Origin of the sequence: Clostridium lacusfryxellense (assembly GCF_018861735.1) — a bacterium.
In the GTDB taxonomy this organism is placed as follows: domain Bacteria; phylum Bacillota; class Clostridia; order Clostridiales; family Clostridiaceae; genus Clostridium_AD; species Clostridium_AD lacusfryxellense.
This window is the reverse complement of the sequence record NZ_JAHLEB010000009.1, coordinates 64,492-87,261: the sequence shown is the minus strand read 5'-3', so window position 1 is coordinate 87,261 and position 22,770 is coordinate 64,492. Positions and strand designations below refer to the sequence as shown.

The 22,770-nt window shown below is 30.4% G+C and carries 23 protein-coding genes and 1 other annotated feature; of the genes, 4 read left to right on the top strand and 19 right to left on the bottom strand.

The features are described from left to right. Window positions 1-27 precede the first annotated feature (27 nt). The 11 genes from udk to KPL55_RS07550 all read right to left on the bottom strand — a co-directional run bounded on the left by udk (window position 28) and on the right by KPL55_RS07550 (window position 11,134). Window positions 28-657 (bottom strand): uridine kinase, encoded by a 630-nt coding sequence (gene udk, locus KPL55_RS07600; protein WP_216306107.1) that lies wholly within the window; start codon window positions 655-657, stop codon window positions 28-30. Then, the gene (locus KPL55_RS07595) at window positions 657-1,889 is read right to left on the bottom strand and encodes a peptidase U32 family protein (RefSeq protein ID WP_216306106.1); all 1,233 of its coding nucleotides are present in this window, start codon (window positions 1,887-1,889) and stop codon (window positions 657-659) included. Before KPL55_RS07595 ends, udk begins: the two co-directional genes overlap by 1 nt. Continuing rightward, on the bottom strand, window positions 1,886-2,554 hold the full coding sequence (locus KPL55_RS07590; protein WP_216306105.1) for an O-methyltransferase: 669 nt from the start codon (window positions 2,552-2,554) through the stop codon (window positions 1,886-1,888). The genes KPL55_RS07595 and KPL55_RS07590 overlap by 4 nt, the downstream gene beginning before the upstream one ends. 143 nt (window positions 2,555-2,697) lie before the next feature. Further along, the gene (gene typA / locus KPL55_RS07585; RefSeq protein WP_216306104.1) at window positions 2,698-4,524 is read right to left on the bottom strand and encodes a translational GTPase TypA; all 1,827 of its coding nucleotides are present in this window, start codon (window positions 4,522-4,524) and stop codon (window positions 2,698-2,700) included. 228 nt (window positions 4,525-4,752) lie between these two features. After that, entirely contained in the window at window positions 4,753-5,205 is a 453-nt protein-coding gene (locus KPL55_RS07580; RefSeq protein WP_216306103.1) for a Fur family transcriptional regulator, read from the bottom strand. Window positions 5,206-5,360: 155 nt separating this feature from the next. Continuing rightward, on the bottom strand, window positions 5,361-5,606 hold the full coding sequence (locus KPL55_RS07575) for a DUF1292 domain-containing protein (protein ID WP_216306102.1): 246 nt from the start codon (window positions 5,604-5,606) through the stop codon (window positions 5,361-5,363). A 66-nt stretch (window positions 5,607-5,672) separates the two neighbouring features. Continuing rightward, window positions 5,673-6,092, bottom strand: coding sequence for a Holliday junction resolvase RuvX (ruvX, locus tag KPL55_RS07570; protein ID WP_216306101.1), 420 nt, complete (start codon window positions 6,090-6,092; stop codon window positions 5,673-5,675). Between the two features lie 60 nt (window positions 6,093-6,152). Continuing rightward, window positions 6,153-6,410, bottom strand: coding sequence for an IreB family regulatory phosphoprotein (locus tag KPL55_RS07565; RefSeq protein WP_216306100.1), 258 nt, complete (start codon window positions 6,408-6,410; stop codon window positions 6,153-6,155). A gap of 177 nt (window positions 6,411-6,587) precedes the next feature. Further along, a complete protein-coding gene (gene alaS / locus KPL55_RS07560) occupies window positions 6,588-9,233 on the bottom strand; it encodes an alanine--tRNA ligase (protein ID WP_216306099.1) in 2,646 nt (881 codons plus the stop codon). A 70-nt stretch (window positions 9,234-9,303) separates the two neighbouring features. After that, window positions 9,304-9,497: a binding site (T-box leader), on the bottom strand. Between the two features lie 115 nt (window positions 9,498-9,612). Beyond that, window positions 9,613-10,641, bottom strand: coding sequence for an AI-2E family transporter (locus KPL55_RS07555; protein WP_216306098.1), 1,029 nt, complete (start codon window positions 10,639-10,641; stop codon window positions 9,613-9,615). Further along, a complete protein-coding gene (locus KPL55_RS07550; protein WP_216306097.1) occupies window positions 10,628-11,134 on the bottom strand; it encodes a PRC-barrel domain-containing protein in 507 nt (168 codons plus the stop codon). Before KPL55_RS07550 ends, KPL55_RS07555 begins: the two co-directional genes overlap by 14 nt. 186 nt (window positions 11,135-11,320) lie before the next feature. On the opposite strand from KPL55_RS07550, the gene nagZ reads away from it, so the two are divergent. After that, entirely contained in the window at window positions 11,321-12,553 is a 1,233-nt protein-coding gene (gene nagZ / locus KPL55_RS07545) for a beta-N-acetylhexosaminidase (protein WP_216306096.1), read from the top strand. A 73-nt stretch (window positions 12,554-12,626) separates the two neighbouring features. Here nagZ and nifU (KPL55_RS07540) read toward each other — a convergent pair whose 3' ends face one another. The 5 genes from nifU (KPL55_RS07540) to KPL55_RS07520 all read right to left on the bottom strand — a co-directional run bounded on the left by nifU (KPL55_RS07540) (window position 12,627) and on the right by KPL55_RS07520 (window position 16,303). Beyond that, entirely contained in the window at window positions 12,627-13,022 is a 396-nt protein-coding gene (gene nifU / locus KPL55_RS07540; RefSeq protein ID WP_216306145.1) for a Fe-S cluster assembly scaffold protein NifU, read from the bottom strand. Window positions 13,023-13,167: 145 nt separating this feature from the next. Continuing rightward, complete coding sequence (gene mnmA / locus KPL55_RS07535; RefSeq protein ID WP_216306095.1) at window positions 13,168-14,244, bottom strand: tRNA 2-thiouridine(34) synthase MnmA; 1,077 nt, start codon at window positions 14,242-14,244, stop codon at window positions 13,168-13,170. 11 nt (window positions 14,245-14,255) lie between these two features. Next, window positions 14,256-14,684, bottom strand: coding sequence for a Fe-S cluster assembly scaffold protein NifU (nifU, locus tag KPL55_RS07530; protein ID WP_216306094.1), 429 nt, complete (start codon window positions 14,682-14,684; stop codon window positions 14,256-14,258). A gap of 1 nt (window position 14,685) precedes the next feature. Next, window positions 14,686-15,870 carry a cysteine desulfurase NifS gene (nifS, locus tag KPL55_RS07525; protein WP_216306093.1) on the bottom strand — a complete coding sequence of 395 codons (1,185 nt, stop codon included), beginning with the start codon at window positions 15,868-15,870 and terminating at the stop codon, window positions 14,686-14,688. Beyond that, window positions 15,863-16,303 (bottom strand): RrF2 family transcriptional regulator, encoded by a 441-nt coding sequence (locus KPL55_RS07520; protein ID WP_216306092.1) that lies wholly within the window; start codon window positions 16,301-16,303, stop codon window positions 15,863-15,865. Before KPL55_RS07520 ends, nifS begins: the two co-directional genes overlap by 8 nt. 460 nt (window positions 16,304-16,763) lie before the next feature. On the opposite strand from KPL55_RS07520, the gene hisS reads away from it, so the two are divergent. The 3 genes from hisS to KPL55_RS07505 all read left to right on the top strand — a co-directional run bounded on the left by hisS (window position 16,764) and on the right by KPL55_RS07505 (window position 20,807). Next, window positions 16,764-18,080, top strand: coding sequence for a histidine--tRNA ligase (gene hisS / locus KPL55_RS07515; RefSeq protein WP_216306091.1), 1,317 nt, complete (start codon window positions 16,764-16,766; stop codon window positions 18,078-18,080). A 93-nt stretch (window positions 18,081-18,173) separates the two neighbouring features. Beyond that, a complete protein-coding gene (locus KPL55_RS07510; protein WP_216306090.1) occupies window positions 18,174-19,352 on the top strand; it encodes a S41 family peptidase in 1,179 nt (392 codons plus the stop codon). A gap of 105 nt (window positions 19,353-19,457) precedes the next feature. After that, window positions 19,458-20,807 carry an aminotransferase class V-fold PLP-dependent enzyme gene (locus KPL55_RS07505; RefSeq protein WP_216306089.1) on the top strand — a complete coding sequence of 450 codons (1,350 nt, stop codon included), beginning with the start codon at window positions 19,458-19,460 and terminating at the stop codon, window positions 20,805-20,807. A 138-nt stretch (window positions 20,808-20,945) separates the two neighbouring features. Here the strand turns inward: KPL55_RS07505 and KPL55_RS07500 are convergent, their stop codons facing one another. The 3 genes from KPL55_RS07500 to KPL55_RS07490 form a co-directional block, all read right to left on the bottom strand. Then, window positions 20,946-21,524, bottom strand: coding sequence for an AEC family transporter (locus tag KPL55_RS07500; protein WP_216306088.1), 579 nt, complete (start codon window positions 21,522-21,524; stop codon window positions 20,946-20,948). 3 nt (window positions 21,525-21,527) lie between these two features. Continuing rightward, window positions 21,528-21,854: an AEC family transporter gene (locus KPL55_RS07495; protein ID WP_216306087.1), complete on the bottom strand. Its 327-nt coding sequence runs from the start codon at window positions 21,852-21,854 to the stop codon at window positions 21,528-21,530. A gap of 70 nt (window positions 21,855-21,924) precedes the next feature. Then, on the bottom strand, window positions 21,925-22,698 hold the full coding sequence (locus KPL55_RS07490; RefSeq protein WP_216306144.1) for a histidinol phosphate phosphatase: 774 nt from the start codon (window positions 22,696-22,698) through the stop codon (window positions 21,925-21,927). Window positions 22,699-22,770 lie beyond the last annotated feature (72 nt).

Here is a 22,770-nt window from a genome sequence, read left to right as displayed (position 1 = left end):
GATGTTTTATACTGTGTATATATTATTTTATGTTTGCTGTTTCTGAAGTATATGGCTTATATTTGCAGTAATTAAATCTATAGCGACCTTATTATGTCCACCCTCAGGTATAATAATATCAGCGTACCTTTTAGTAGGTTCAGTAAATTGTTCATGCATTGGTTTAACAACATTTAAATATTGATTTATAACAGAGTTCGTTGTCCTACCCCTCTCGTTAATGTCTCTTGTAAGTCTTCTTATAAACCTCACATCAGCATCAGTATCTACATATATTTTAATATTAAGCATATCACGTAGGACTTTTTCTGAAAGTACTAGAATTCCTTCAAATATTATAATTTCTTTTGGCATAACGCAAATCGTTTCTTTTATTCTGTTATGTATTTCAAAATTATATATTGGCTTTTCAATACTCTGTCCTTGTATAAGCATATTTAAATCATTAACTAAAAGTGTAGTATCAAAAGCATCCGGATGATCATAATTTGTTTTTATTCGCTCTTCATATGAAAGATTACTTTGATCCTTGTAATATGAATCCTGCTCAATCATTGCGATACAAGTGTCACCAAATTGTTTATATATTTCTCTAGCTATAGTACTTTTACCTGAACCTGTTCCACCAGTTATACCTATCAAAATTGGACGATTCATTATTCATTCTCCTTTGATTTTATAAGTATATCATTTGGGCGAAGTTTTTCTTTTGTATTTACAGTAAATAACATTTGAGCGCTTGGTGCTGATGCAATATTCTCGCCCTTAGAATTTTTCATATCATTAAGTGTTATTAATATATTATCTCCAACAGGTCTTAATACTTCAACGATATCATCTTGGTACACCTTATTTCTTTGTTCTATTAAAGCAGTATTATTTTCATCATTATATTCTTGTACTATTCCAACTATATCATAATTTCTAATATATGATGAGGATTCAAATATTTGTTTGTTTGGGTCTCCAAAGTAAAATCCAGTATAAAAGTGTCTATGACTAGGTTTTAAAAGATTATCCATCCATTTTTGCTGTAATTTATAGTTTTCCGGATCCGCTACATAGGCATCCACAGCCTCTCTATAGGATTTACATACAGATGCAACATAGTATGAACTTTTCATCCTTCCTTCTATCTTAAAGGACGCTATGCCTGATTTCATTAGTTCTGGTATATGTTCTATCATACATAAATCTTTTGAATTCATTATATATGTGCCTTTATCATCTTCAAGTATAGGGAAGTATTCACCATCTCTTTTTTCTTCCATCAAGAAATATTTATATCTGCATGGTTGAGCACATTGTCCACGGTTGGCATCTCTACCTGTCATATAATTCGACATAAGACATCTTCCAGAATAGGCCATGCACATGGATCCATGAACAAACGCCTCAAGTTCACAAGTCTCTGGTAATTTCGATCTAATCTCTATAATTTCTTGGAGCGATAATTCTCTTGCAAGAACAATTCTTTTAACACCTTGCTTATGCCAAAAAATAGCTGATTTATAATTAACATTGTTAGATTGAGTACTTAAGTGTATTTCTAAATTTGGTACAACTTCTCTAGCCGTCATAATAATTCCTGGATCAGAAACAATAATAGCATCTGCACCTATTTCATAAAGTTCTTTTAAGTAATCTTCTATTCCATCTAAATCCTCATTATGAGGAAATACATTTAAAGTAACATATACTTTTTTATCCTTTGAATGAGCAAAATCGATACCTTCTTTTAATTGTTCATTGCTAAAGTTATCTGCAAAAGCTCTCAAATTTAGTTTACTTCCACCTAAATAAACGGCGTCTGCTCCAAAATTTATGGCTGCTTTTAATTTTTCTAAATTCCCTGCTGGTGCTAATATTTCTGGTTTCATAAGTTTCATTTCTCCTCTCTCATCCCCGGGCATTTTCTTACCGTAACTGAGATGCCATCTCCCATCGGTATTACAGAAGTTATAAGGTCATCATTATTAGATACTAATTCTAAATAGCTTTTCATACGTTTTATTATAGTGATTTTTCTATGTGTTGCAAGCTCTTTCGATGCAACCATACCTCTAAAAAGCACATTATCAGCAATAAGAACTCCTTCTTTTTTAAGCAGCCTTAGGCAGTGCGGCAAAAAGTGATTATAGTGTGCTTTACCTGCATCCATAAAAATCATATCATACTCATCATTAAGATTTTCTAGTATTTCTAGGCAATCACCTTTCAAAATAGTGATTTTACTCTGCATTCCGTATTTTTCTATATTAGACTTTGCAATCTCTATCATTTTTTCATCCCGTTCAATAGTTGTAATTTCATTCAGACCACCGGAAGCTATATTCATTAAGATAGCAGAATATCCTATTGCAGTTCCGAGCTCTAAAATCCTTTTAGGTCTATTCATAGTAATCATTAATTCTAAAAATTTAGCAGTTTCTTTTTGAACTATAGGTACTCTATTTTCAATCGCAAAATCTTCTAAATCCTTTATAATACCATTATTACTTGGAATTAGTTCTCTTAAATAATGTTCCATATAATCATATGTTACCCCACTCATTTAATTTCCTCCAAAATCTATTAACACAAGTCAAATAAAAACCTCATGTTATATTTAAATTACCTATGTACATTAAAAAAAGAAAACCGTCCAAATTAATGTTCCGGTTTTCTTTTTCATTAATATATTTTATTTTATACTATTTATTTTAATTTACTACCTGCTCTTTTTCTTTCACCTGAGTCTAATAGTCTTTTTCTCATTCTAATGCTTACAGGAGTGATTTCAACTAACTCATCTATAGCTACAAATTCTAAGCACTGCTCTAGTGTCATAGGTTTTAGTGAAGTTAATTTTAGTGCATCATCTGCTCCTGAAGATCTAGTGTTTGTTAACTGTTTCCTTCTACATACATTAACTTCTATGTCTCCAGCTCTAGCACATTCTCCAGCAATCATTCCTGCATATACAGGTACTCCTGCTCCTATGAATAGAGTTCCTCTTTCTTGAGCATTGTATAATCCGTAAGTTACTGAGTCTCCGCCTTCAAAAACAATAAGTGATCCTTTACTTCTATCTGGGATTTCTCCTCTGTACTTATCGTAACCATCTAGAACGTGATTCATTATACCATTACCTTTAGTATCAGTCATAAGTTCACTTCTGAACCCAATCAATCCTCTTGAAGGTACTTTAAATTCTAATCTAGTATATCCATTTATAGCAGAAGTCATATTAACCATCTCTGCTTTTCTAGGTCCCATTTTTTCCATTACTACGCCCATGAATTCTTCTGGAACGTCAATTGTAAGATGCTCAATTGGCTCTGTTCTATGTCCATTTTCCTCTTTAAATATAACATTTGCTTTTGACACTTGGAATTCATAACCTTCACGTCTCATAGTTTCAATTAGAACTGAAAGATGAAGTTCTCCTCTTCCACTTACTTCAAAACCATCTCCATCTTCAGTTTCTACTACTCTTAAACTAACGTTTGTTTCAAGTTCTTTCATAAGTCTATCTCTTATGTGTCTTGATGTTACGAAAGTTCCTTCTTGACCAGCAAACGGAGAATTATTAACCATGAAATTCATAGTTAGAGTAGGTTCATCAATTTCAACGAACGGAAGTGCTTCTGGTTCAAGCACATCAGCTATTGTTTCGCCGATGTTAATGTTTGGAATACCAGATACTGCTACTATATCACCAAGAATTGCTTCTTCAGTTTCTACTCTCTTAAGTCCATCATAAACGAAAAGAGCTGAAACTTTAACGTTGTTTATCTTACCATCTTTTGCTATAAGTGCTATTTGTTGATTTCTTTTGATTGATCCTCTTGAAATTTTTCCTATTCCAATTTTTCCAACATACTCATTATAATCAATAGTTGAAATAAGCATTTGAAGAGGCATATCTAAATATCCTTCTGGTGCTTTTACATTCTTAATTATAGAATCAAATAATGGTTCCATGTTGTCACTTTCATCTTCAACTTCAAGCTTTGCAAAACCTTCTCTAGCAGAAGCATATACCACTGCGAAATCTAATTGTTCATCATCTGCTCCAAGTTCAACAAATAGGTCAAAGACTTCATCAAGTACATCTGTAGGACGAGCATCTTTTCTATCAATTTTGTTTATAACAACGATAGGTTTAAGGTCTAATTCTAATGCTTTCTTTAAAACAAATTTAGTTTGTGGCATTGGACCTTCATATGCATCAACTACAAGAAGTACACTGTCAACCATCTTAAGTACACGTTCTACTTCTCCACCAAAATCAGCATGTCCTGGAGTATCAACTATGTTTATTTTAATCCCATTATGCATTACTGCTGTATTCTTAGAAAGAATTGTTATTCCTCTTTCTTTTTCTAAATCATTTGAATCCATTACTCTCTCTTCAACTCTTTCATTCTCTCTAAAAACATGGCTTTGTTTAAGCAGACAATCCACTAGTGTAGTTTTGCCGTGATCTACGTGGGCAATTATTGCTATATTTCTAACATCATTTCTTGTAAATAAATTCATATTATTAATCCTCCAATTTTTTTTTCGTAAGTTTACACATTTTACACAAACAAAAATTGGATACGTCTTATAGTATCCAACTTTCGCATTTACTATACTTATTTTAATGTTATCTTGCAAAAAAGTCAACTGTGTCTATTATACATTATTGCGAAATGATATAACTAATCCAATTTTATCATTTCGCAATAATCTAATGTTGCTTATGCATGCCGCTATAATTATCAATTATTTGCTAGCACACACATCACAAACACCATAGAATTTTAAACTATGATCTTCAATCTTGAAATTATATTTTTTTTCAACGATTGACTCTAGTTCTTCCAGTAAATCTCCCTCAACCTCGAGTACTTTTCCACAGCGATTACATATCAAGTGGTGGTGTTGATGGTGCTCATCTTCATGGTTAAGTTCATATCTACTGCAACCATCATCTAAATCTAGCTTTCGAATAACACCCATTTCTTCTAAAAGTTGAACAGTCCTATAAATTGTAGCAAGACCTATTTCTGGACAGTCAACTTTAACCAAGTCATAAAGTTCCTCTGCTGTAAGATGACTACCTTCACTCTTAATTATGCCATTTAAAATAGCTCTCCTTTGTGGAGTTAGCTTATATCCCTCTTGTTTTAAGGTTTCTTTTAAACTCTCAACGCTCTCTGGAGTTACCTTTGACATGCAATTACCCCTTTTCTACAACTATCATTTGACAAGATATATAAATTATGTTTACTATATATATAGTTTAATACTTTATTAGGGAATTGTCAATTGATAATCATTTAGTATTAAGAAAGCAGGCTAATTAATTTATATCTTCATTAAATAATGACCTAAGAAATTGCTTCGTAAGCCTCTGAAATCATTTCAAATTCCTCATCATCATCTATTGTAACTAAGATATCATTTCCATCTGCATCCTTATCAATTCTAAGTGCAATTGCATCAATGTCCTCTTCTCCTGTTGGTGCAACTATCACATATTCCTTATCTTCAATATCTAGTTTTGTTAGTACATCAAACTCTATCTCATTTCCCTCTTCATCGTTTAATAGTATTGTTTCAACATTATTATCCATTTTTTCTCCTTTAAATCATATTATTAATAATACCTATATTTAAATAACATATCTATAAATATAAATTTATAAATGTGTCCCTAAACTGTCTAAATATCCTTGCAAAATAAATGTAGCTGCGATTTTATCTACAATTTTTTTTCTTTTAGATCTTGATAAGTCACCCTCTAGCATTACTCTATTAGCGGCTACTGTAGTTAATCTTTCGTCCCACATTTTCACCTCTAAATTCAAAGTTTCTTTAAGTGCTACGCAAAACCTTTGAACTTTTTCACCTTGAGGTCCTATAGTTCCATTCATATTTTTAGGTAGTCCTGATACAATACTTTCTACATCATACTGTTTGCATATTTTGGAGATTTCTTCTATATCCAAAACAATACTTTTTCTTTTAATTGTTGTAATTCCTTGGGCTGTTAATCCTAATGGGTCGCATACAGCTACACCTATTGTTCTGTCTCCAATATCTAAACCTATTATCCTCATTTATATACTCCTTTAAAAGTAACCTATTAACCTTAAAAAATAAAATGCCCTAAGGGCATTTTATTTTTTAATATCTAGATAAGATTTCAAAACTTCTTCTAATATTTCATCTCTTTCTAGTTTTCTAACAAGCGCTCTTGCTCCATTGTAGTTTGTTATATATGTTGGGTCTCCAGAAATTAGGTACCCTACCATTTGATTGACTGGGTTATAACCCTTTTTTATAAGTGAATTATACACGTCAGTCAAAATAGTTTTTGTTAAATCTTTTTTATCTTTTACAAAATCAAATTGGACTGTATTTTGATTAATATCCATATTTATACACCCCTCTCTCATAATATGATAAATAATGTAATTCATTCCATTGCATTACTAAATACTAAATACTATAAAGTAGTTCCTTCATTTACATAGATTTCCATAAATGAATATTAACGATAATTAATTACTTATTACTAATTATATTATAAAACAACTATCGCAAAAAGTATACTATTTTACTAATCTTTCAATTATAGAACATACATTATCTATTGCATTTCCTAATTTTTCTGGATACTTTCCACCTGCTTCTGCCATATCAGGTCTTCCGCCACCGCCGCCACCAACAATTTTAGCAACTTCTTTAATTATTTTACCACAGTGTATTCCTTTTTCCATTGCAGACTTTGATGCCATAGCAATTAATTGAACTTTACCATCTACATTACTTCCGATTACTACAATGCCATCACCGAGTTTATCACGAAGTTTATCTGCTAAATCTCTTAAAGCATCTCCACTCATATCTAAAACATGACCGCAAATTACTTTAACACCTTTAACTTCGTGGATATTATCTAACATCTCATTTACGGAAGAACTAGCTAATTTTCCTGTTAATAAGATTATTTCCTTTTCTTTGTCTTTTAATTCATCCAATTGAACTTGTAACCTACTAATTATGTCTTTTTCTGAACATTTTAATGTAGTAGAAATTTCCTTGATTAAGTCATTTTTTTCGTCAATATATTTCACAGATGTTCTACCTGTTATAGCCTCTATTCTTCTAACACCTGCGGCTACACCAACTTCTGATAAAATCTTAAATAGTCCAATTTCGCCTGAATTTTTTACATGAGTGCCTCCACATAGTTCCTTACTAAAGTCACCTACGGATACTACTCTAACGTCCTTTTGATACTTTTCATCAAATAGTGCTATTGCTCCACTTTCCTTAGCTGTTTCTATTGACATAACACTCGTATTAACTGTGTACGCTTTCATAATATTATCATTTACAATTTTCTGAATCTTGATAATTTCTTTCTCACTAAGTGCAGAAAAGTGAGTAAAGTCAAATCTCAATTTTTCGTCATTTACATAAGAACCTGATTGATGAACATGATCACCTAAAACTATTCTTAAAGCCTCTTGAAGCATGTGGGTTGCAGTATGGTTTTTACAAATTTGAGATCTTTTATCAACATCAACCTTAAGGGTTACTACTTCATCTGTAAAAAGTGAACCTTCAACCAGCTTAACAAAGTGTACAAATTTACCAGAAGCGCTTTTTTGACAATCATAAACTGTTGCTCTGAAATTATTATTAAATATTTCGCCATTATCGGAAGTTTGACCTCCCATTTCCGCATAAAAAGGAGTAACTTCTGTAATTATAATCCCTTTTTCTCCATTTGAAAGTTCTTTAACAAGTTCCTCGCCTCTTATTATAAGTGTAACTTTAGAATTTAACTCTGTTTTATCATAACCATCAAATTTTGTTTCTATCTCTTTAGGAATTAAATCCAATACATTTATTCCATTGCCCATATAATTAGATGTTCCCCTAGCTGCTCTTGCCCTTTCTCTTTGACTATTCATTTCGCTATTGAATCCATCTAAATCAATTCCAATACCTGCATCTGAAAGTATTTCCTCTGTTACTTCATAAGGAAATCCATATGTATCGTATAATTTAAAAGCTTTATCTCCACTTAAAACTTTATTGTTATTGCTTTTAAGTTCTTCGATGTAATCTTTTAGAATGTCCATACCTGAATCTAAAGTTTCTAAAAATCTTTCTTCTTCAATTTTTATAACTTTTCTAATATATGATTCTTTTTCTTTTAACTCTGGGTATGCAATAAACGAATTTTCAATAACTGTATTACAAAGTTCACTTAAAAAAGTGTTTTTTATTCCGAGTAACCTGCCATGTCTTGCTGCTCTCCTAAGTAAACGCCTAAGGACATACCCTCTACCCTCATTTGATGGAAGAACACCATCGCTTATCATAAATGTTGTGCTTCTAACATGGTCCGTTATAATTCGAAGGGATATATCCTCAGTAGGGCTTTTACCACTTTTTACTCCTGATACCCTTGAAACTTCTTCTAGGATATTTTTTATAGTATCAACTTCAAAGATACTACTTGTACCTTGCATTATAGACGCTATTCTCTCAAGACCCATTCCTGTATCTATGTTAGGATGGGCTAGTTTATTATAATTACCGTCCTCATCTTTATTAAATTGAGTAAATACTAAATTCCAAAATTCTATTACTCTATCTTCATTTCCGGCCTGTATAAACTCATCCTCAGTTTTTATTTGTCCGAGTTCTACTTTTCTATCAAAGTGTATTTCAGAACTTGGTCCACAAGGCCCTTGACCTATTTCCCAGAAGTTATCTTCTTTACCTAACCTAAAAATACGAGTTTTATCAATATCAGTACTATTACTCCAGATATTAAAAGCCTCATCATCCTCTAAATAAATAGTCACATATAAATTTTCTTTTGGAATATTTAAAACCACGGTTATGTATTCCCAAGCCCATGGAATAATTTCTTTTTTGAAGTAATCTCCAAATGAAAAATTACCAAGCATTTCAAAGAAAGTACCATGCCTAGATGTCTTTCCTACATTTTCAATGTCACCAGTTCTAATACATTTTTGGCAATTAGTTATTCTTTTATTAGGTGGTGTTTGAATTCCTGTAAAATATGGCTTAAGAGGTTGCATCCCAGCATTCACAAGTAATAAACTCTTATCATTTTTAGGAACTAAAGGAAAACTTTCTAATCTTAAGTGCTCTTTAGCTTCAAAAAATTCTAGAAAGGATTCTCTTATTTCATTCAATCCTAATTTCTCCATAATATCTCCTCCAATTAATTCTAATAATTTCCATAAACTGAACTTAAAAAAAAACTTTTGTCCCCCTAAAACAAGGGACGAAAGTTTTCCGCGTTACCACCCTAATTATATTACAGTATAATTAATAAAAATTAATTATACTGTAATATCTCTCAACAAAATAAGGTTCAAAGATAGCTTCAATATATGTATCAAGAAGTTTGCACCTTCCACTTCCTCTCTGAATGAATATATATATTTACTATTTCTCATCATTACCTAATATTAGTTTATCTATTTAATATAGCCTATCATGCTTTAATAAATCAATATATACAAATTATAAATAAAAATATAATTGTTGTCAACAAATAATGAATTATATTATGTTTTTATAAAATTAAAATAGATAATAATTTAGGTCCTCGTATATTACTTTAATCACTACACCTAGAGGAACAGCAAGTATCATACCTAAAATACCGTAAGCCTCTCCCCCTATCATTAATAGAAATATTACTGTCAACGGATGCATACTTATACTCTCACCAATAATTTTGGGAGATAAGATACTTCCTTCTATTTGTTGAAGAGCAAATAGCCATAATGTTGTGTAAAGTGCTATTTTGGGTGATGCTAAGAGAGCAATTAAAATTATAGGTATAACACCAAATATTGGTCCAAAATAAGGTATTATATTAAAAATACCATTTATTAAGGAAAGTATCAAAGGGAAATCAACATTCATAAATATCAAAATCAAAAATGTAGCAATTGATATAATTCCACATAAAATAAGTTGACTTAGTATATATCTCCCTAAAACCTTATCTATATCATTTATGATTTTTTTTATTACATTTCGGCTCTCTGGGGGAAAAACTATTAATGTTTTATTAATCATATTTTCACTATCGTACAAAAAATAATAGATTATTAAAGGGGATACCATATACGTTAATATATTTTCGCCGAGACCCATAATAGAGTCTAGAATCTTATTGAATATTACAATTATTTGTGCATTTGTTTTATAGTATACAGTATTTATAATACTACTCATGACTTTATTTGTACTTAATACCTTTACCTTTAAATTTGCATTAATTATGTATTTGCCCAAATCATTTATTGCCTTATTTATATGTAAACTTTCTCTAAATATCGATGGGATTACCACTATAAAAGTTACTGATATTAAAGTTATTAACCCCACTATTATTAAAGCAGATGCTACCTTTTTATTTACTCCTTTTCCAATTAAAAGCATATATAAAGGTTTAAGTATGTATGCCACAATAAAAGAGATGAAAATTAAATTTATTAATTGTTTTACAATTGGTATTCTTATTGAGATAAACGTAATTAATATAAAAATAGTAATACATACAATAGTTAAAGCTAACTTTTTCTTGCTATTTCTTTTCATTAGCCTTCCCCTCTACAAAAAAGTTATGAGGCATACTCTTAAAAGAATATTCATTACAAGTAGGAGTGTAGAGAAGATTTTCTTCTCCAAGTATTAGTTCGTTTATTAGCATTATTCTTTTCCCTCTAAGCAAATTTATAACAAACCCAGAGGAGACTATAACTCCCTTTATTTCAAAAGTATCACATGTAAAAGTAATTTCCTCAACCATTCCAAATACATTGCTACACTTATCAATTACATCCATATTAATAAAACTATGTAAACATAAATATTTATTTTTTTCAGTCTTTTTAACCACCATATTCTTGTTGAAATATATAATATCTTCTTTTAAAACGCTTAAATTTTTATGGAAAAATTTATAGGGAGATATCATAAATCCAATTACCTTCCCCTTATTAAAATCTATTAGCAAATCTCTTATAAATCCAATTTTTGTGCCTTGAGCGTTTACAACATCCATAAATAGAAAGTCTTTACTTTTAAACATATTCTCACCTACAAGAAAAATTATTATTATTTAAGTTATCGTATCCATTATCTCAATAAATTATTACAAGCATTAAAGTTATATGTTTAATTTTCAGTTCTTTTAGGACTATTGATTATATATATATTAAATAGTATAGTTATCTAATAATTTTATTATTTAAAAAGAAAGCGGTGAAACTTAATAATGCAAAAGTTAATTTTATCTTTATTAATAACCTTAGGGTTTCTCCTTACAGGCTGTAGTATATTTAATTCAAACTCTAATCCAATTATAATACCGAGCACTAGCCCTGACGATACGAAACCTCAATCTCAAGTCGAAGAAGTTGATGCACTACAACTCAAAATTGATGGTATGAGTTTAGATGAAAAAATTGGTCAGTTAGTAATTGTTGGGCTTGATGGATATTCGCTTGGTACTGATATATCAAATTTAATTAAAGAGTTTAAAGTCGGAGGAGTTATTTTATTTAGTAATAATGTTAAGAATTCAAATCAATTGCTTGGATTAATTAACTCGTTAAAAAGCATAAATTCTCAAAATAAAACACCTCTCTTTATTTCTGTAGATGAGGAAGGTGGGCGTGTTTCCAGGATGCCTAATGATATTAAAAAGCTTCCTTCAAGTCAAATCATAGCAAAGAAAAATGATAGTAATTTAAGTTTCAACATTGGAAAAGTGATTGGAGAGGAACTTAATCTATTTGGATTTAATATGGATTTCGCTCCTGTTTTAGATATAAATAGTAACCCCAATAATAGTGTAATAGGAGATAGGTCATTTGGAAATAATGTGAACATTGTTAACAAACTAGGAATTAAAACAATGGAGGGAATAATAAGTAACAATGTGATTCCAGTAGTAAAACACTTTCCGGGTCACGGGGATACTTTAGTTGATTCACATGTTGGACTCCCTGTAGTGAATAAAGATTTATCAAAACTTAATGAATTTGAACTGCTACCTTTTAAGGAAGCTATAAAAAAGAAAATAGATACCATTATGGTCTCACATATCTTACTTAATAAAGTAGATGCTACTAATCCTTCAAGTATGTCCAAAGCCGTTATTACAGGTATTTTAAGAGAATCTTTGAAATTTCAAGGAGTAGTCATTACTGATGATATGACTATGGGAGCGATAATCAAGTATTTTGACATCGGTGACGCCTCCGTTAAATCCATTAATGCCGGAAGTGATATTATCTTAGTATGCCATGGTTATAACAATGAACTAAAAGTAATAAATTCATTAAAAGCTGCAGTGTTAAGCAATGTCATAAAAGAAAGCAGGCTAGATGAGAGTGTATACCGGGTACTAAAACTCAAAGAAAAATTTAATATTAACAATGACTCAATAGATTCAGTAAATACTTTTATTATTAACAATAAAATACAAAATTTATTAAGTAGATAACCTAAAATAAGCTACAATAATTAATAATTATTGTAGCTTATTTTAGGTTACAAGTTTATAAATCTTTGTATTCTTATTTTAAATCACTCTTCCAAAGTTCAAGATGTTGTGACTCCCTAAAATTATTTATTGCATTATGTATAGTTTGTTCTGCAAGCACAGAGCAATGTTCCTTTAAAGGTGGTAATCCTTCTAGAGCTTCAATAACAGACTTATTGGTTAGTTGCCATGCCTGCTCTAATGTTTTGCCTTTTATAAGCTCAGTAGCAATGCTAGAAGACGCTATTGCTGATCCGCAACCAAAAGCCTTAAACTTAACACTCTTTATTATATTATTCTCAACTTTTATATAAATTTTCATGATATCTCCACAATTAGGGTCTCCAGCTTCGCCGATACCATTTGCATCACCTAATATGCCCATATTTCTTGGACTGTAAAAATGCTCCATAACTTTATCGCTGTACATCATAATGTTCTCCTTTTAATCAAAATAGAAAATCTATGATCTACTCTAGTTACTCTAATTATTAATTGTTATTTTCAATAAAAGCAGAGGGATAACTAGTTTTTTAACTAGATATCCCTCTGCTTTTATATATATTAGAGCAGATTTAGAGTATTTCCTCTATTATACCTCCACCAACTACTAAGTTTTCAATATAGAAAACTACAGATTGGCCTTTGGTTATAGCTCTTTGTTTCTCATCAAAAACAACCTTCACTCTATCATGTTCTATAGGAATTAAAGTAGCTGCTTGAGGAGTTGCCGAATATCTTATCTTAGCTGTAACTCTTAAATTTGAATCTAGTTTATCAAATGGGATAAAATTTAAATCTTTAGCTATAAGCCCCGTTCTAAAAATATCTTCTTCGTCGCCTATTACCACTTGGTTAGTTAAAGGATTAATGTCATTAACAAAAACAGGTTTTCCAAGCGCCATACCAAGGCCCTTACGTTGACCTATAGTATAGTATACTATTCCTTTATGAGTTCCAACAATCTTTCCCTCATTATTAACAAAGTTTCCTGGCTTTATTTCTCTGCCACTATACTTTTTAATATAGGCTCCATGATCATTATCTGGTATAAAACAGATTTCTTGGCTATCTCTCTTTTTGAAAACTTCTAGTCCGATTCTCTCTGCAATATTACGTATCTCTGGCTTAGAATAATCCCCACAAGGCATTAAAGTATGACTTAGTTGCTCTTGTGTTAAAGTATACAGAGCATAAGTTTGATCTTTTTTGTCATCTTCTGATTTTTTAAGTACAAATCTATCTTCTTGTTTTTCAATTTTAGCATAATGGCCTGTAGCTATATAATCAGCTCCAAGCGCCTGAGCTTTTCTTAAAAACTCTTCAAATTTAATCTTTTTATTACAGACAATGCAGGGGTTTGGTGTTCTACCTTCCATATACTCATCAATAAAGTTATCAATAACATTTGTTTTAAAAACATCCTTGAAATTCATTACATAAAATGGTATATCTAGTACATCAGCAACACGTCTTGCATCATTTGCCGCCGAAATAGAACAACATCCACCTTCATTCTCTTCATAATCAGGATTATCTGGAGAGAGTTTCATCATAATTCCTATAACTTCATAGCCCTGCTCTTGTAAAAGATATGCAGCTACAGAGCTATCAACTCCACCACTCATTCCAATAACTACTTTTTTCTTCATCTTATAATCACCTATTCTCCGTGTACTTCACCATGTATATCATCGTGTTCAACGAAATCCCATACTTCAAGTCCAGCTTTACTTCTATAATCATTAATTGCTTTGTGGATAGCTTCTTCAGCAAGTACTGAACAATGCATTTTTATTGGAGGAAGTCCGTCTAATGCTTCAGCTACTGCTAAATTTGTAAGTGTCCAGGCTTCATCAACAGATTTACCTTTTATAAGTTCTGTTGCCATACTTGAAGATGCTATAGCAGAGCCACAACCAAATGTCTTAAATTTAGCATCTACTACTATATTATCCACCACTTTTAAATAAACCTTCATTATATCTCCACATTTAGCATTACCAACTTCTCCAACTCCGTCAGCATTAACAATTTCTCCAACATTTCTTGGATTAGTAAAATGGTCCATAACTTTAGCACTGTAATCCATATTATTTTTCCCCTTTCTTTAAGTAGTCATCATATAGTGGTGACATATCTCTTAATCTTTGAATAACGCTTGGAACTGTTTCCAATACGTAATCTACTTCTTCCTCTGTTGTTGCATCGCCAATTGTTAACCTTAGTGATCCATGAGCTATCTCATGAATAAGTCCTATTGCAAGTAATACGTGAGATGGATCTAAAGATCCTGATGTACATGCACTTCCACTAGAAGCCGCAATCCCCTTTGCATCAAGCATTAACAATATAGATTCACCTTCAACAAACCTAAAACTAATATTAGAATTTCCTGGAAGTCTTTTTTCTCCTATTGGTCCATTTAGTCTTGTGTGAGGCACTTTTAATAATCCATTAATGAGTTTATCTCTTAAAATAACTAGTTTTTTATTATTTTCTTCCATATGCTCAACTGCTAGCTCAAGAGCTTTACCAATTCCAACTATGCTAGCTACATTTTCAGTACCAGCTCTTTTGTTTCTTTCTTGTCCACCACCATGTATTAAATTTTCTATTTTAATACCTTTTCGTACATATAGTGCTCCAATACCTTTTGGGCCATAAAATTTATGACCAGCAAGTGATAATAAATCTATATTCATTTCTTTTACGTCAACTGGAATATGTCCAACTGCTTGAACTGCATCAGTATGGAAAAGTATTTTTTTACTTCTACATAATGCTCCTATTTCCTTAATTGGTTCTATAGTTCCAATCTCATTATTAGCAAACATAACAGATACTAAAATAGTTTTGTCCGTAATAGCATTTTCTAGATCTTTAATACTAATAAACCCATACTCATCAACCGGCAAATATGTAATATCAAATCCATTTTTAGCTAGATATTCACAAGTATGAAGTACTGCATGATGTTCAATAACTGTAGTTATTATGTGATTTCCCTTTTTCTTATAAGAAGAAGCAATACCCTTTATAGCCCAATTATCTGCTTCTGAACCACCACTTGTAAAAAATATTTCACTTGAATCAGCATTTATTGCCTTCGCTACCTTGTCTCTACCAATATCAATTGCCTTTTTAGTTTCTCTTGCTAAAGTATAAATTGATGAAGGATTACCAAAATATGTTGTAAAATAAGGCATCATCTCATCTATTATTTCTGGTTTTGTATATGTTGTTGCTGCATGGTCCATGTATATTGATTTATTCATTATTTTTCACTCCTTTAAGTAATGTCATTTCATTATAATCATCAACAATATCTTTTAAATTTATTGATGTAGTTACACTATCTATACTGTTTTTAATTTTTTTCCATAATAATCTGGTAGCACAACAATCAATATTATTACATGCTTGATCTTCAAGGCAATTAGATATTTCAATTGGACCTTCAAGTACATTAATAACATCATATATAGTTATTTCCTCTGGTTTTCTATTAAGTATATATCCGCCCTGAGACCCTCTTACACTTTTAATAAGTTTAGCACGTCTTAGAGATGAAAATAATTGTTCTAAATAATATTCAGAAATGTTTTGTCTTTCAGAGATACTTTTTATAGATACAGGTTGATCTCCATAATTTATTGCTAAATCTACCATGGCTTTAACACCATATCTTCCTTTCGTAGATAATTTCAAATAACCACTCCTTTAATCATCACCTGCGGTGCAACGATATTAACGACTTCAGAAGATGATTTACACTCCTGCTGAGATTTTTACTTTGCCTAATTATATATCCCTACATATAACAGATGGAACATTCCTTCGGTTATATTGTTAAAGTAGAGTGTTTTACTATACTTTCTAAAATAATAATATCAACTCCTAGTAATCTTGTCAACTATAAATTATACTATATTTTTTATATTATAAGCTTAATTGTCGAGTTTATAACGAATTATATGCCTATAGGTCCATAATGCTCCATATTATGCATTTGCAAAATAATTGAATTACTATTTTAAATAAAAGTTTATTGATCCTTGAAGTATTTCATTATATATAGTATAATTTATAGAACGCTTTGGAAGAACATTACCCACGTATGTACGTCATTTACGTTGGGTTTTTTATATTTTTATAGGAGGTATTACAAATGAATAACGAAATCGTAAAACCATCAATACTGCCTGGATTTATGGAGTTATTACCAGCAGATCAAATTCAATTTAATAAATTATCAGATACAATAAGAGAAACTTATGAGAGTTTCGGGTTTATGCCAATAGATACGCCAGTAATAGAAAAGTCTGAAATATTACTGGCAAAAGGTGGTGGAGAAACCGAGAAACAAATTTATAGATTTCTAAAGGGTAGCAATGATTTATCCCTTAGGTTTGATTTAACCGTTCCACTAGCAAGATATGTAGCTCAAAATTTTAGCGACTTAACTTTTCCATTTAAAAGGTATCAAATTGGAAAGGTATATAGAGGGGAAAGAAATCAAAAAGGACGTTTTAGAGAGTTTTATCAATGTGATATTGATATTGTTGGACATAACAGTTTAAATATTATTAATGATGCTCAGATACCTAGTATTATTTATACAATGTTTAGTAACCTTGGATTCAAGGACTTCACAATAAAAATAAATAATAGAAAACTACTTCATGGTTTTTTTGAAGCATTAGGAATTGTAGCTAAAGCAGATGTTTTAAGGATTATTGATAAATTAGATAAAATTGGAGTGCTCGCGGCTTCGCAGGAACTTTTTAGTCTTGGATTAACTCAAGAAGTTGTAGACAAAGTTCTTGAATTCATTAATATCAGCGGAAAAAACGATGATATTTTATCATTATTAAATGATCTACATATTATTAACGAAAACTTTCAAGATGGTGCTCGTGAACTTTCTACAGTAATAAAATATGTTAAACTATTTGGCGTTCCTGATGATAATATTAAAATAGATCTTAAAATTTCTAGAGGTCTTGATTATTATACCGGCACTGTGTATGAAACATTCTTAAATGAATATCCATCAATTGGGTCTGTGTGTTCTGGTGGCCGTTATGATAATTTAGCTGAATATTATACAAAACAAAAATTGCCGGGTGTTGGAATTTCTATAGGCCTTACTAGATTATTTTATCAATTAAATGAAGTTGGGTTCTTTAAACAAGATGCTGCAACTTGTATAACTAAAGTTCTAGTGATACCCCTAGATAATAATATAGATTATGCTATTTCATTTTCAAAAGATTTAAGGGATAAGGGTATAGTCACAGAAATTTATCTTGAAGATGCTAAAATGGCAAAGAAACTTGGGTATGCAAACAAATTAAAGATTCCATTTACAATTTTAATTGGTGACGATGAGTCACAAAATAAAACGGTTACTATAAAAAACATGATTACAGGTGTTCAAACAACTGTGGATTATGATGCTGCATATGAAATAGTTAAAGCGTAAATAACTCATTAAAAAAGGTAATATATTTGAGAAATATATTACCTTTTTTATTACGTAATTGCATTTATAACTTTAAATAAAGGAGTTTAATATATGGATTTAGATAGAACTACTAGGTGGCTAGAGGATATTGATTTCTTATCTTTAGAACTTCCTCTAAAGCATAAAAATCTATTTTTTCATAGAAATAAAGATGATTTTTTTAATGATATAGATTTTATAAAAGCAAATATAGAAACCTTTAGTGATTACGAATTAAATTTACAACTAGCTAAAATTATCGCATCCATAAGGGATGCTCATACATCCATACCATTACGAATCAATCTACTACTGCCATTAGAATTGTATTGGTTTTGGAGTGGGATATATGTAACAGTAGCACCTATTGAGTACCAAGATATACTTTATTGTAAAATAACAAAGGTTAATCAAATTGATATAGAAGAAGTTATAAAATCCTTAAGATCAATTATTTCTTATGAAAACGAAACTTATCTTAAGTCACAGCTACCTAAATACATTCCTGCAATTGAATTACTATATGATCTTGGAATTGCCGATGATATTGATAATTTAGAATTAACATTTGAGGTTGAAAACAATAAAATAAAAACTTTAGATGTAAAATCACTTAATTTAAAAGAATGCAGAGAAAAACTAGAATGTATTAAAAATGATTTAGATTATATTAAAAACTTACCTCTCTATAGAACAAATAGCAAGAGACATTACTGGTTCCAATATATTGAAACAAATAAAATAGTTTATTTTAAATATAACGCGTGCAAAGATATGGTCCCGGGTGGCGTTTTTACATTTTGCAAAGAACTAATTAAATTTATTGAAAATCATGTTGTTGAAAGACTCATTGTAGATATGCGAAATAATTTTGGGGGTAATTCGTCATTACTGAATTCCTTCATTGATGATATAAGACATTCTTCTAAAATAAATAAGACAGGTAATCTTTTTATAATAATAGGGAGAGAGACATTTTCTTCTGCAATATTAAATTCCTATTCATTTAAAAAAAACACATCTGCTATATTTGTGGGGGAATCTACTGGTGGGAAACCAAACTGCTATGGTGAGCTTGGGAGGATGACTTTGAAAAATTCTGGACTTACAATTTGCTATTCAACGCAGTATTACAAGAATATTGAAGATGATAACGTACCTTCTCTTTTACCTGATGTGTACATTCCTACAACTTTACAAAATTATATAAATAAGGTCGATCCATGTTTAGAATATATTATGAGTAGATAATACGAAAATACATTTTTACATAATCAAAAATCTAATTTATTGAGTCACCTTTTCTTCGTCAAATTAATATTATATACTGTGAATAATTTTACGAGGAGGAGTATTATGCCACCTAATTGCAATAGTCCAAGCTACCGAGATCTCATACTTGGAGTTAACACAAAGGTCCCCCTTATAACAGGCAAAAGCGTTCTATCAATTAATTTTGATAATGCGGCAACAACACCTCCATTTAAATCTGTTATGGAAGATATTATTGATTTTTCTCCATGGTATTCCTCCATTCATCGCGGTGAAGGTTATAAGTCTCAATTAAGCACTAAATTATATGAAGATTCAAGAAATTTTGTGCGCAAATTTGTTAATGCTGATTTTGATAATACAGTAATTTATGTTAAAAATTCCACTGAAGCCTTTAACAAATTATCTAACCTATTATACGATCCGTTAAAAAAATGTGTTATATTAACAACAGATATGGAGCATCACTCAAACGATCTACCCTGGAGAGATAAATTTATTATAGATTATATATCAGTAGACGCATACGGTAAATTATCCATGAGTGATCTAGAAGCTAAATTATATAAATACAATAACTATACAAAACTAGTTACAATTACTGGTGCTTCGAATATTACTGGTTATAAAAACCCTATTTATGATATAGCTAAATTAGTTCATAAATTCGGTTCGAAATTACTTGTAGATGGGGCACAATTGGTGCCACACGCACCTATTATTATGAGTAATAGCAATCCAGAGTATAATATAGATTTTTTAATATTCTCAGCTCATAAAATGTATGCTCCTTTTGGCATTGGAGTGCTCATTGGGCCTAAAAGTATCCTAGATAAATGCACTCCTGATCATGTAGGTGGTGGAACTGTAGATATTGTTACACATGATTTTATAAAATGGAATGAATCTCCTGAAAGACATGAAGCAGGCTCGCCAAATGTTATAGGGGCTGTTGCACTAGTTTCTGCTATAAAGGCCCTAAGTAAAATTGGTATGAATAATGTTGAGCATTTTGAAAAAAAATTAACGGCATATGCTATGTCAAAACTCATGGATATTCCAAACCTTATTATATATTGTGACACTTCTAAATCAATTGATAGGGTTAGTATAATACCATTTAACATCTGTGGAATTGACCATGCATTAGTTGCCAGAATACTTTCTTATGAATGGGGAATATCTGTTAGAAGTGGATGTTTTTGCGCTCAACCATATATTGTTAAACTATTAAATATTTCCAGTGAATTTCTAAGTGAGCGAATTAAAAATCCTCATTTATATCACCCTGGGATGGTTAGAATTAGTTTTGGACTATATAATACTTATTCTGAAATTGATATATTGGTAAATGCTCTAAAAACAATTTCATTAAGAAGAAGTTATTATGTTACAAAATATGCAAATATGAAGAAAACACTTTTTGATGTCTAAAACTCACTTACTAATGGAATAGTCTTTGCTAAGAAAATTGCAATTGAAAATAGTACACTAATCACCTATCTACACCATAAATAACGATTTGTTATAATGTAGGCAACAACTATGTGTACTATTTTAATATTACCATACCTATAAAAATAATATTATTATAGGTATAGTTATTCCGGAAACTATGGTAGTTATAAAAATACATTGTGACGCTAATAAACTATCACCACCATATTTTTCAGCAATTATTGCGGCCATTACAGCTGCTGGCATTGCCTCAAGTATAACGCAAATATTAATTAAGAATTCATCTACCTTTAAAATTTTTAAAGTAACATAAATAATCATTGGAACTATCAAAAGTCTAACTATCGCAGCATAATATACCGAAACATTAGAAAACGCATCCTTAAATTTCATCTCTGCAAGCATTGAGCCAACAATAATCATAGATATAGGTGTAGTGGTAGAGCCCACTATTTTTAATGAATTTTCAATTGGAATCGGTAACTTTATTGAAAATATGAATAGAATAATTCCAATAAATACTGCTACAAGAGCTGGATTAGCCAATGTTTTTCTCATAGATTTAAAATCTTTTTCTCCTGTAAACAGCATTACACCTACCGTCCAAACTAAAATGTTAAAAGGGATATTAAATATAGCTGCATAAAAAACACCTATACCCCCATAAATACTTTCAAGTACTGGGTAACCCATAAATCAGACATTAGAAAATATTGTTATAAATCTAAATACCTGCTGTTTATTTGTAGGGAATTTATAGAAAATCACTTTACTAATAAATACTAAACTTATGTGTATTAAAAAAGAGTACAGTAAAATTTTTTGAGCATTTGAGGCCATCTCTGCTTCGTACTTAATGTTAAATGACGTTATTATCATAAATGGTAGAGTTATATTTAGTAATAATTCAGACAGTCCCTTATCTGAAACGCTGTTAAGAAACTTCTTTTTCTTAGCATAAAAGCCTACTGTCATAATAATAAATAATACAATAACTTGGTTAATTAGTTGGCTGTTATCCATTTCCACTCTCCTTATTATATCTCACGTCTTAATATTAACATATAATAAATATAATGGTAGACAATTTAATTTATAAAGAAATATACTCCATTTTCCTTTTTTTAAAATACACTGGTTTCAAGTTACATATCTCACATATTCTAATAGCTTCATTATAATTCTTAGCAATATCTTCTGCCCTATGGGCATCTGAGCCAATAGTTACATATTTGCCCCCTATTTGGCTATATGCTTTATAAATTGAAGTCAGATTATCATACGCTTTCTTCCCTCCTAGTCTTCTTGTATTAATCTCCATTACTTTTTTGTTTTTTATTATGGCTTTTAGGACTTCATTTATGTATTCATTAAATTCATGATAATATATTTCATTATCATCATAATTAGCATATCTAGATATATAGTCAATATGGCCTAAACTATCAATAAAATCATACTGATTTACATTTTCAATCATACATTCAAAATATTGCTCAAAGGCTTCTTTTTTAGTTTTACCTATATAAAATTCGGGGTAGTAAATATCCTCGCTATCCACTATATGTATTGATCCAATTACATAGTCAAAAGGGTGATTGCTTGTAATTTCTCTATTTCTCTCTAAACAATTTTGTTGCATTCCTATTTCTATTCCAAGCATAAGGCTTTCACTCCTATACTTTTCATAGTTTTTAAAATACTTTTCAATATCAAAAATAATATCAGTTCCTTTTGAAAAATTAAAATCCACATGCTCTGTTAAAGTAATACCTATTCCAATTTTCTTTGATTGCTGCAGCGCGTGCTCAATTTTCATTTCAGAGTCTTCAGAAAACTCTGTATGTATATGTGAGTCAATCATAATTAGGCCTCCTAGTATTTCTTTAAGTATTTATCAACTATTAAGTTTTTTGATATAATAAAGTATATCAAAATA

Bases quoted from the DNA above. Each gene is read 5' to 3' on its own strand.
- nifU (WP_216306094.1), bottom strand. From the start codon at position 14,684: ATGGATTACAGTGCTAAAGTTATGGACCATTTTACTAATCCAAGAAAT.
- typA (WP_216306104.1), bottom strand. From the start codon at position 4,524: ATGAATTTATTTACAAGAAATGATGTTAGAAATATAGCAATAATTGCC.
- KPL55_RS07500 (WP_216306088.1), bottom strand. From the start codon at position 21,524: ATGGGTTACCCAGTACTTGAAAGTATTTATGGGGGTATAGGTGTTTTT.
- KPL55_RS07555 (WP_216306098.1), bottom strand. From the start codon at position 10,641: ATGAAAAGAAATAGCAAGAAAAAGTTAGCTTTAACTATTGTATGTATT.
- mnmA (WP_216306095.1), bottom strand. From the start codon at position 14,244: ATGAAGAAAAAAGTAGTTATTGGAATGAGTGGTGGAGTTGATAGCTCT.
- KPL55_RS07590 (WP_216306105.1), bottom strand. From the start codon at position 2,554: ATGAGTGGGGTAACATATGATTATATGGAACATTATTTAAGAGAACTA.
- nagZ (WP_216306096.1), top strand. From the start codon at position 11,321: ATGCAAAAGTTAATTTTATCTTTATTAATAACCTTAGGGTTTCTCCTT.
- udk (WP_216306107.1), bottom strand. From the start codon at position 657: ATGAATCGTCCAATTTTGATAGGTATAACTGGTGGAACAGGTTCAGGT.
- KPL55_RS07595 (WP_216306106.1), bottom strand. From the start codon at position 1,889: ATGAAACTTATGAAACCAGAAATATTAGCACCAGCAGGGAATTTAGAA.
- KPL55_RS07495 (WP_216306087.1), bottom strand. From the start codon at position 21,854: ATGGATAACAGCCAACTAATTAACCAAGTTATTGTATTATTTATTATT.
- KPL55_RS07575 (WP_216306102.1), bottom strand. From the start codon at position 5,606: ATGGATAATAATGTTGAAACAATACTATTAAACGATGAAGAGGGAAAT.
- KPL55_RS07580 (WP_216306103.1), bottom strand. From the start codon at position 5,205: ATGTCAAAGGTAACTCCAGAGAGCGTTGAGAGTTTAAAAGAAACCTTA.
- KPL55_RS07510 (WP_216306090.1), top strand. From the start codon at position 18,174: ATGGATTTAGATAGAACTACTAGGTGGCTAGAGGATATTGATTTCTTA.
- KPL55_RS07505 (WP_216306089.1), top strand. From the start codon at position 19,458: ATGCCACCTAATTGCAATAGTCCAAGCTACCGAGATCTCATACTTGGA.
- KPL55_RS07550 (WP_216306097.1), bottom strand. From the start codon at position 11,134: ATGTTTAAAAGTAAAGACTTTCTATTTATGGATGTTGTAAACGCTCAA.
- hisS (WP_216306091.1), top strand. From the start codon at position 16,764: ATGAATAACGAAATCGTAAAACCATCAATACTGCCTGGATTTATGGAG.
- nifS (WP_216306093.1), bottom strand. From the start codon at position 15,870: ATGAATAAATCAATATACATGGACCATGCAGCAACAACATATACAAAA.
- nifU (WP_216306145.1), bottom strand. From the start codon at position 13,022: ATGTACAGCGATAAAGTTATGGAGCATTTTTACAGTCCAAGAAATATG.
- alaS (WP_216306099.1), bottom strand. From the start codon at position 9,233: ATGGAGAAATTAGGATTGAATGAAATAAGAGAATCCTTTCTAGAATTT.
- KPL55_RS07565 (WP_216306100.1), bottom strand. From the start codon at position 6,410: ATGGATATTAATCAAAATACAGTCCAATTTGATTTTGTAAAAGATAAA.
- ruvX (WP_216306101.1), bottom strand. From the start codon at position 6,092: ATGAGGATAATAGGTTTAGATATTGGAGACAGAACAATAGGTGTAGCT.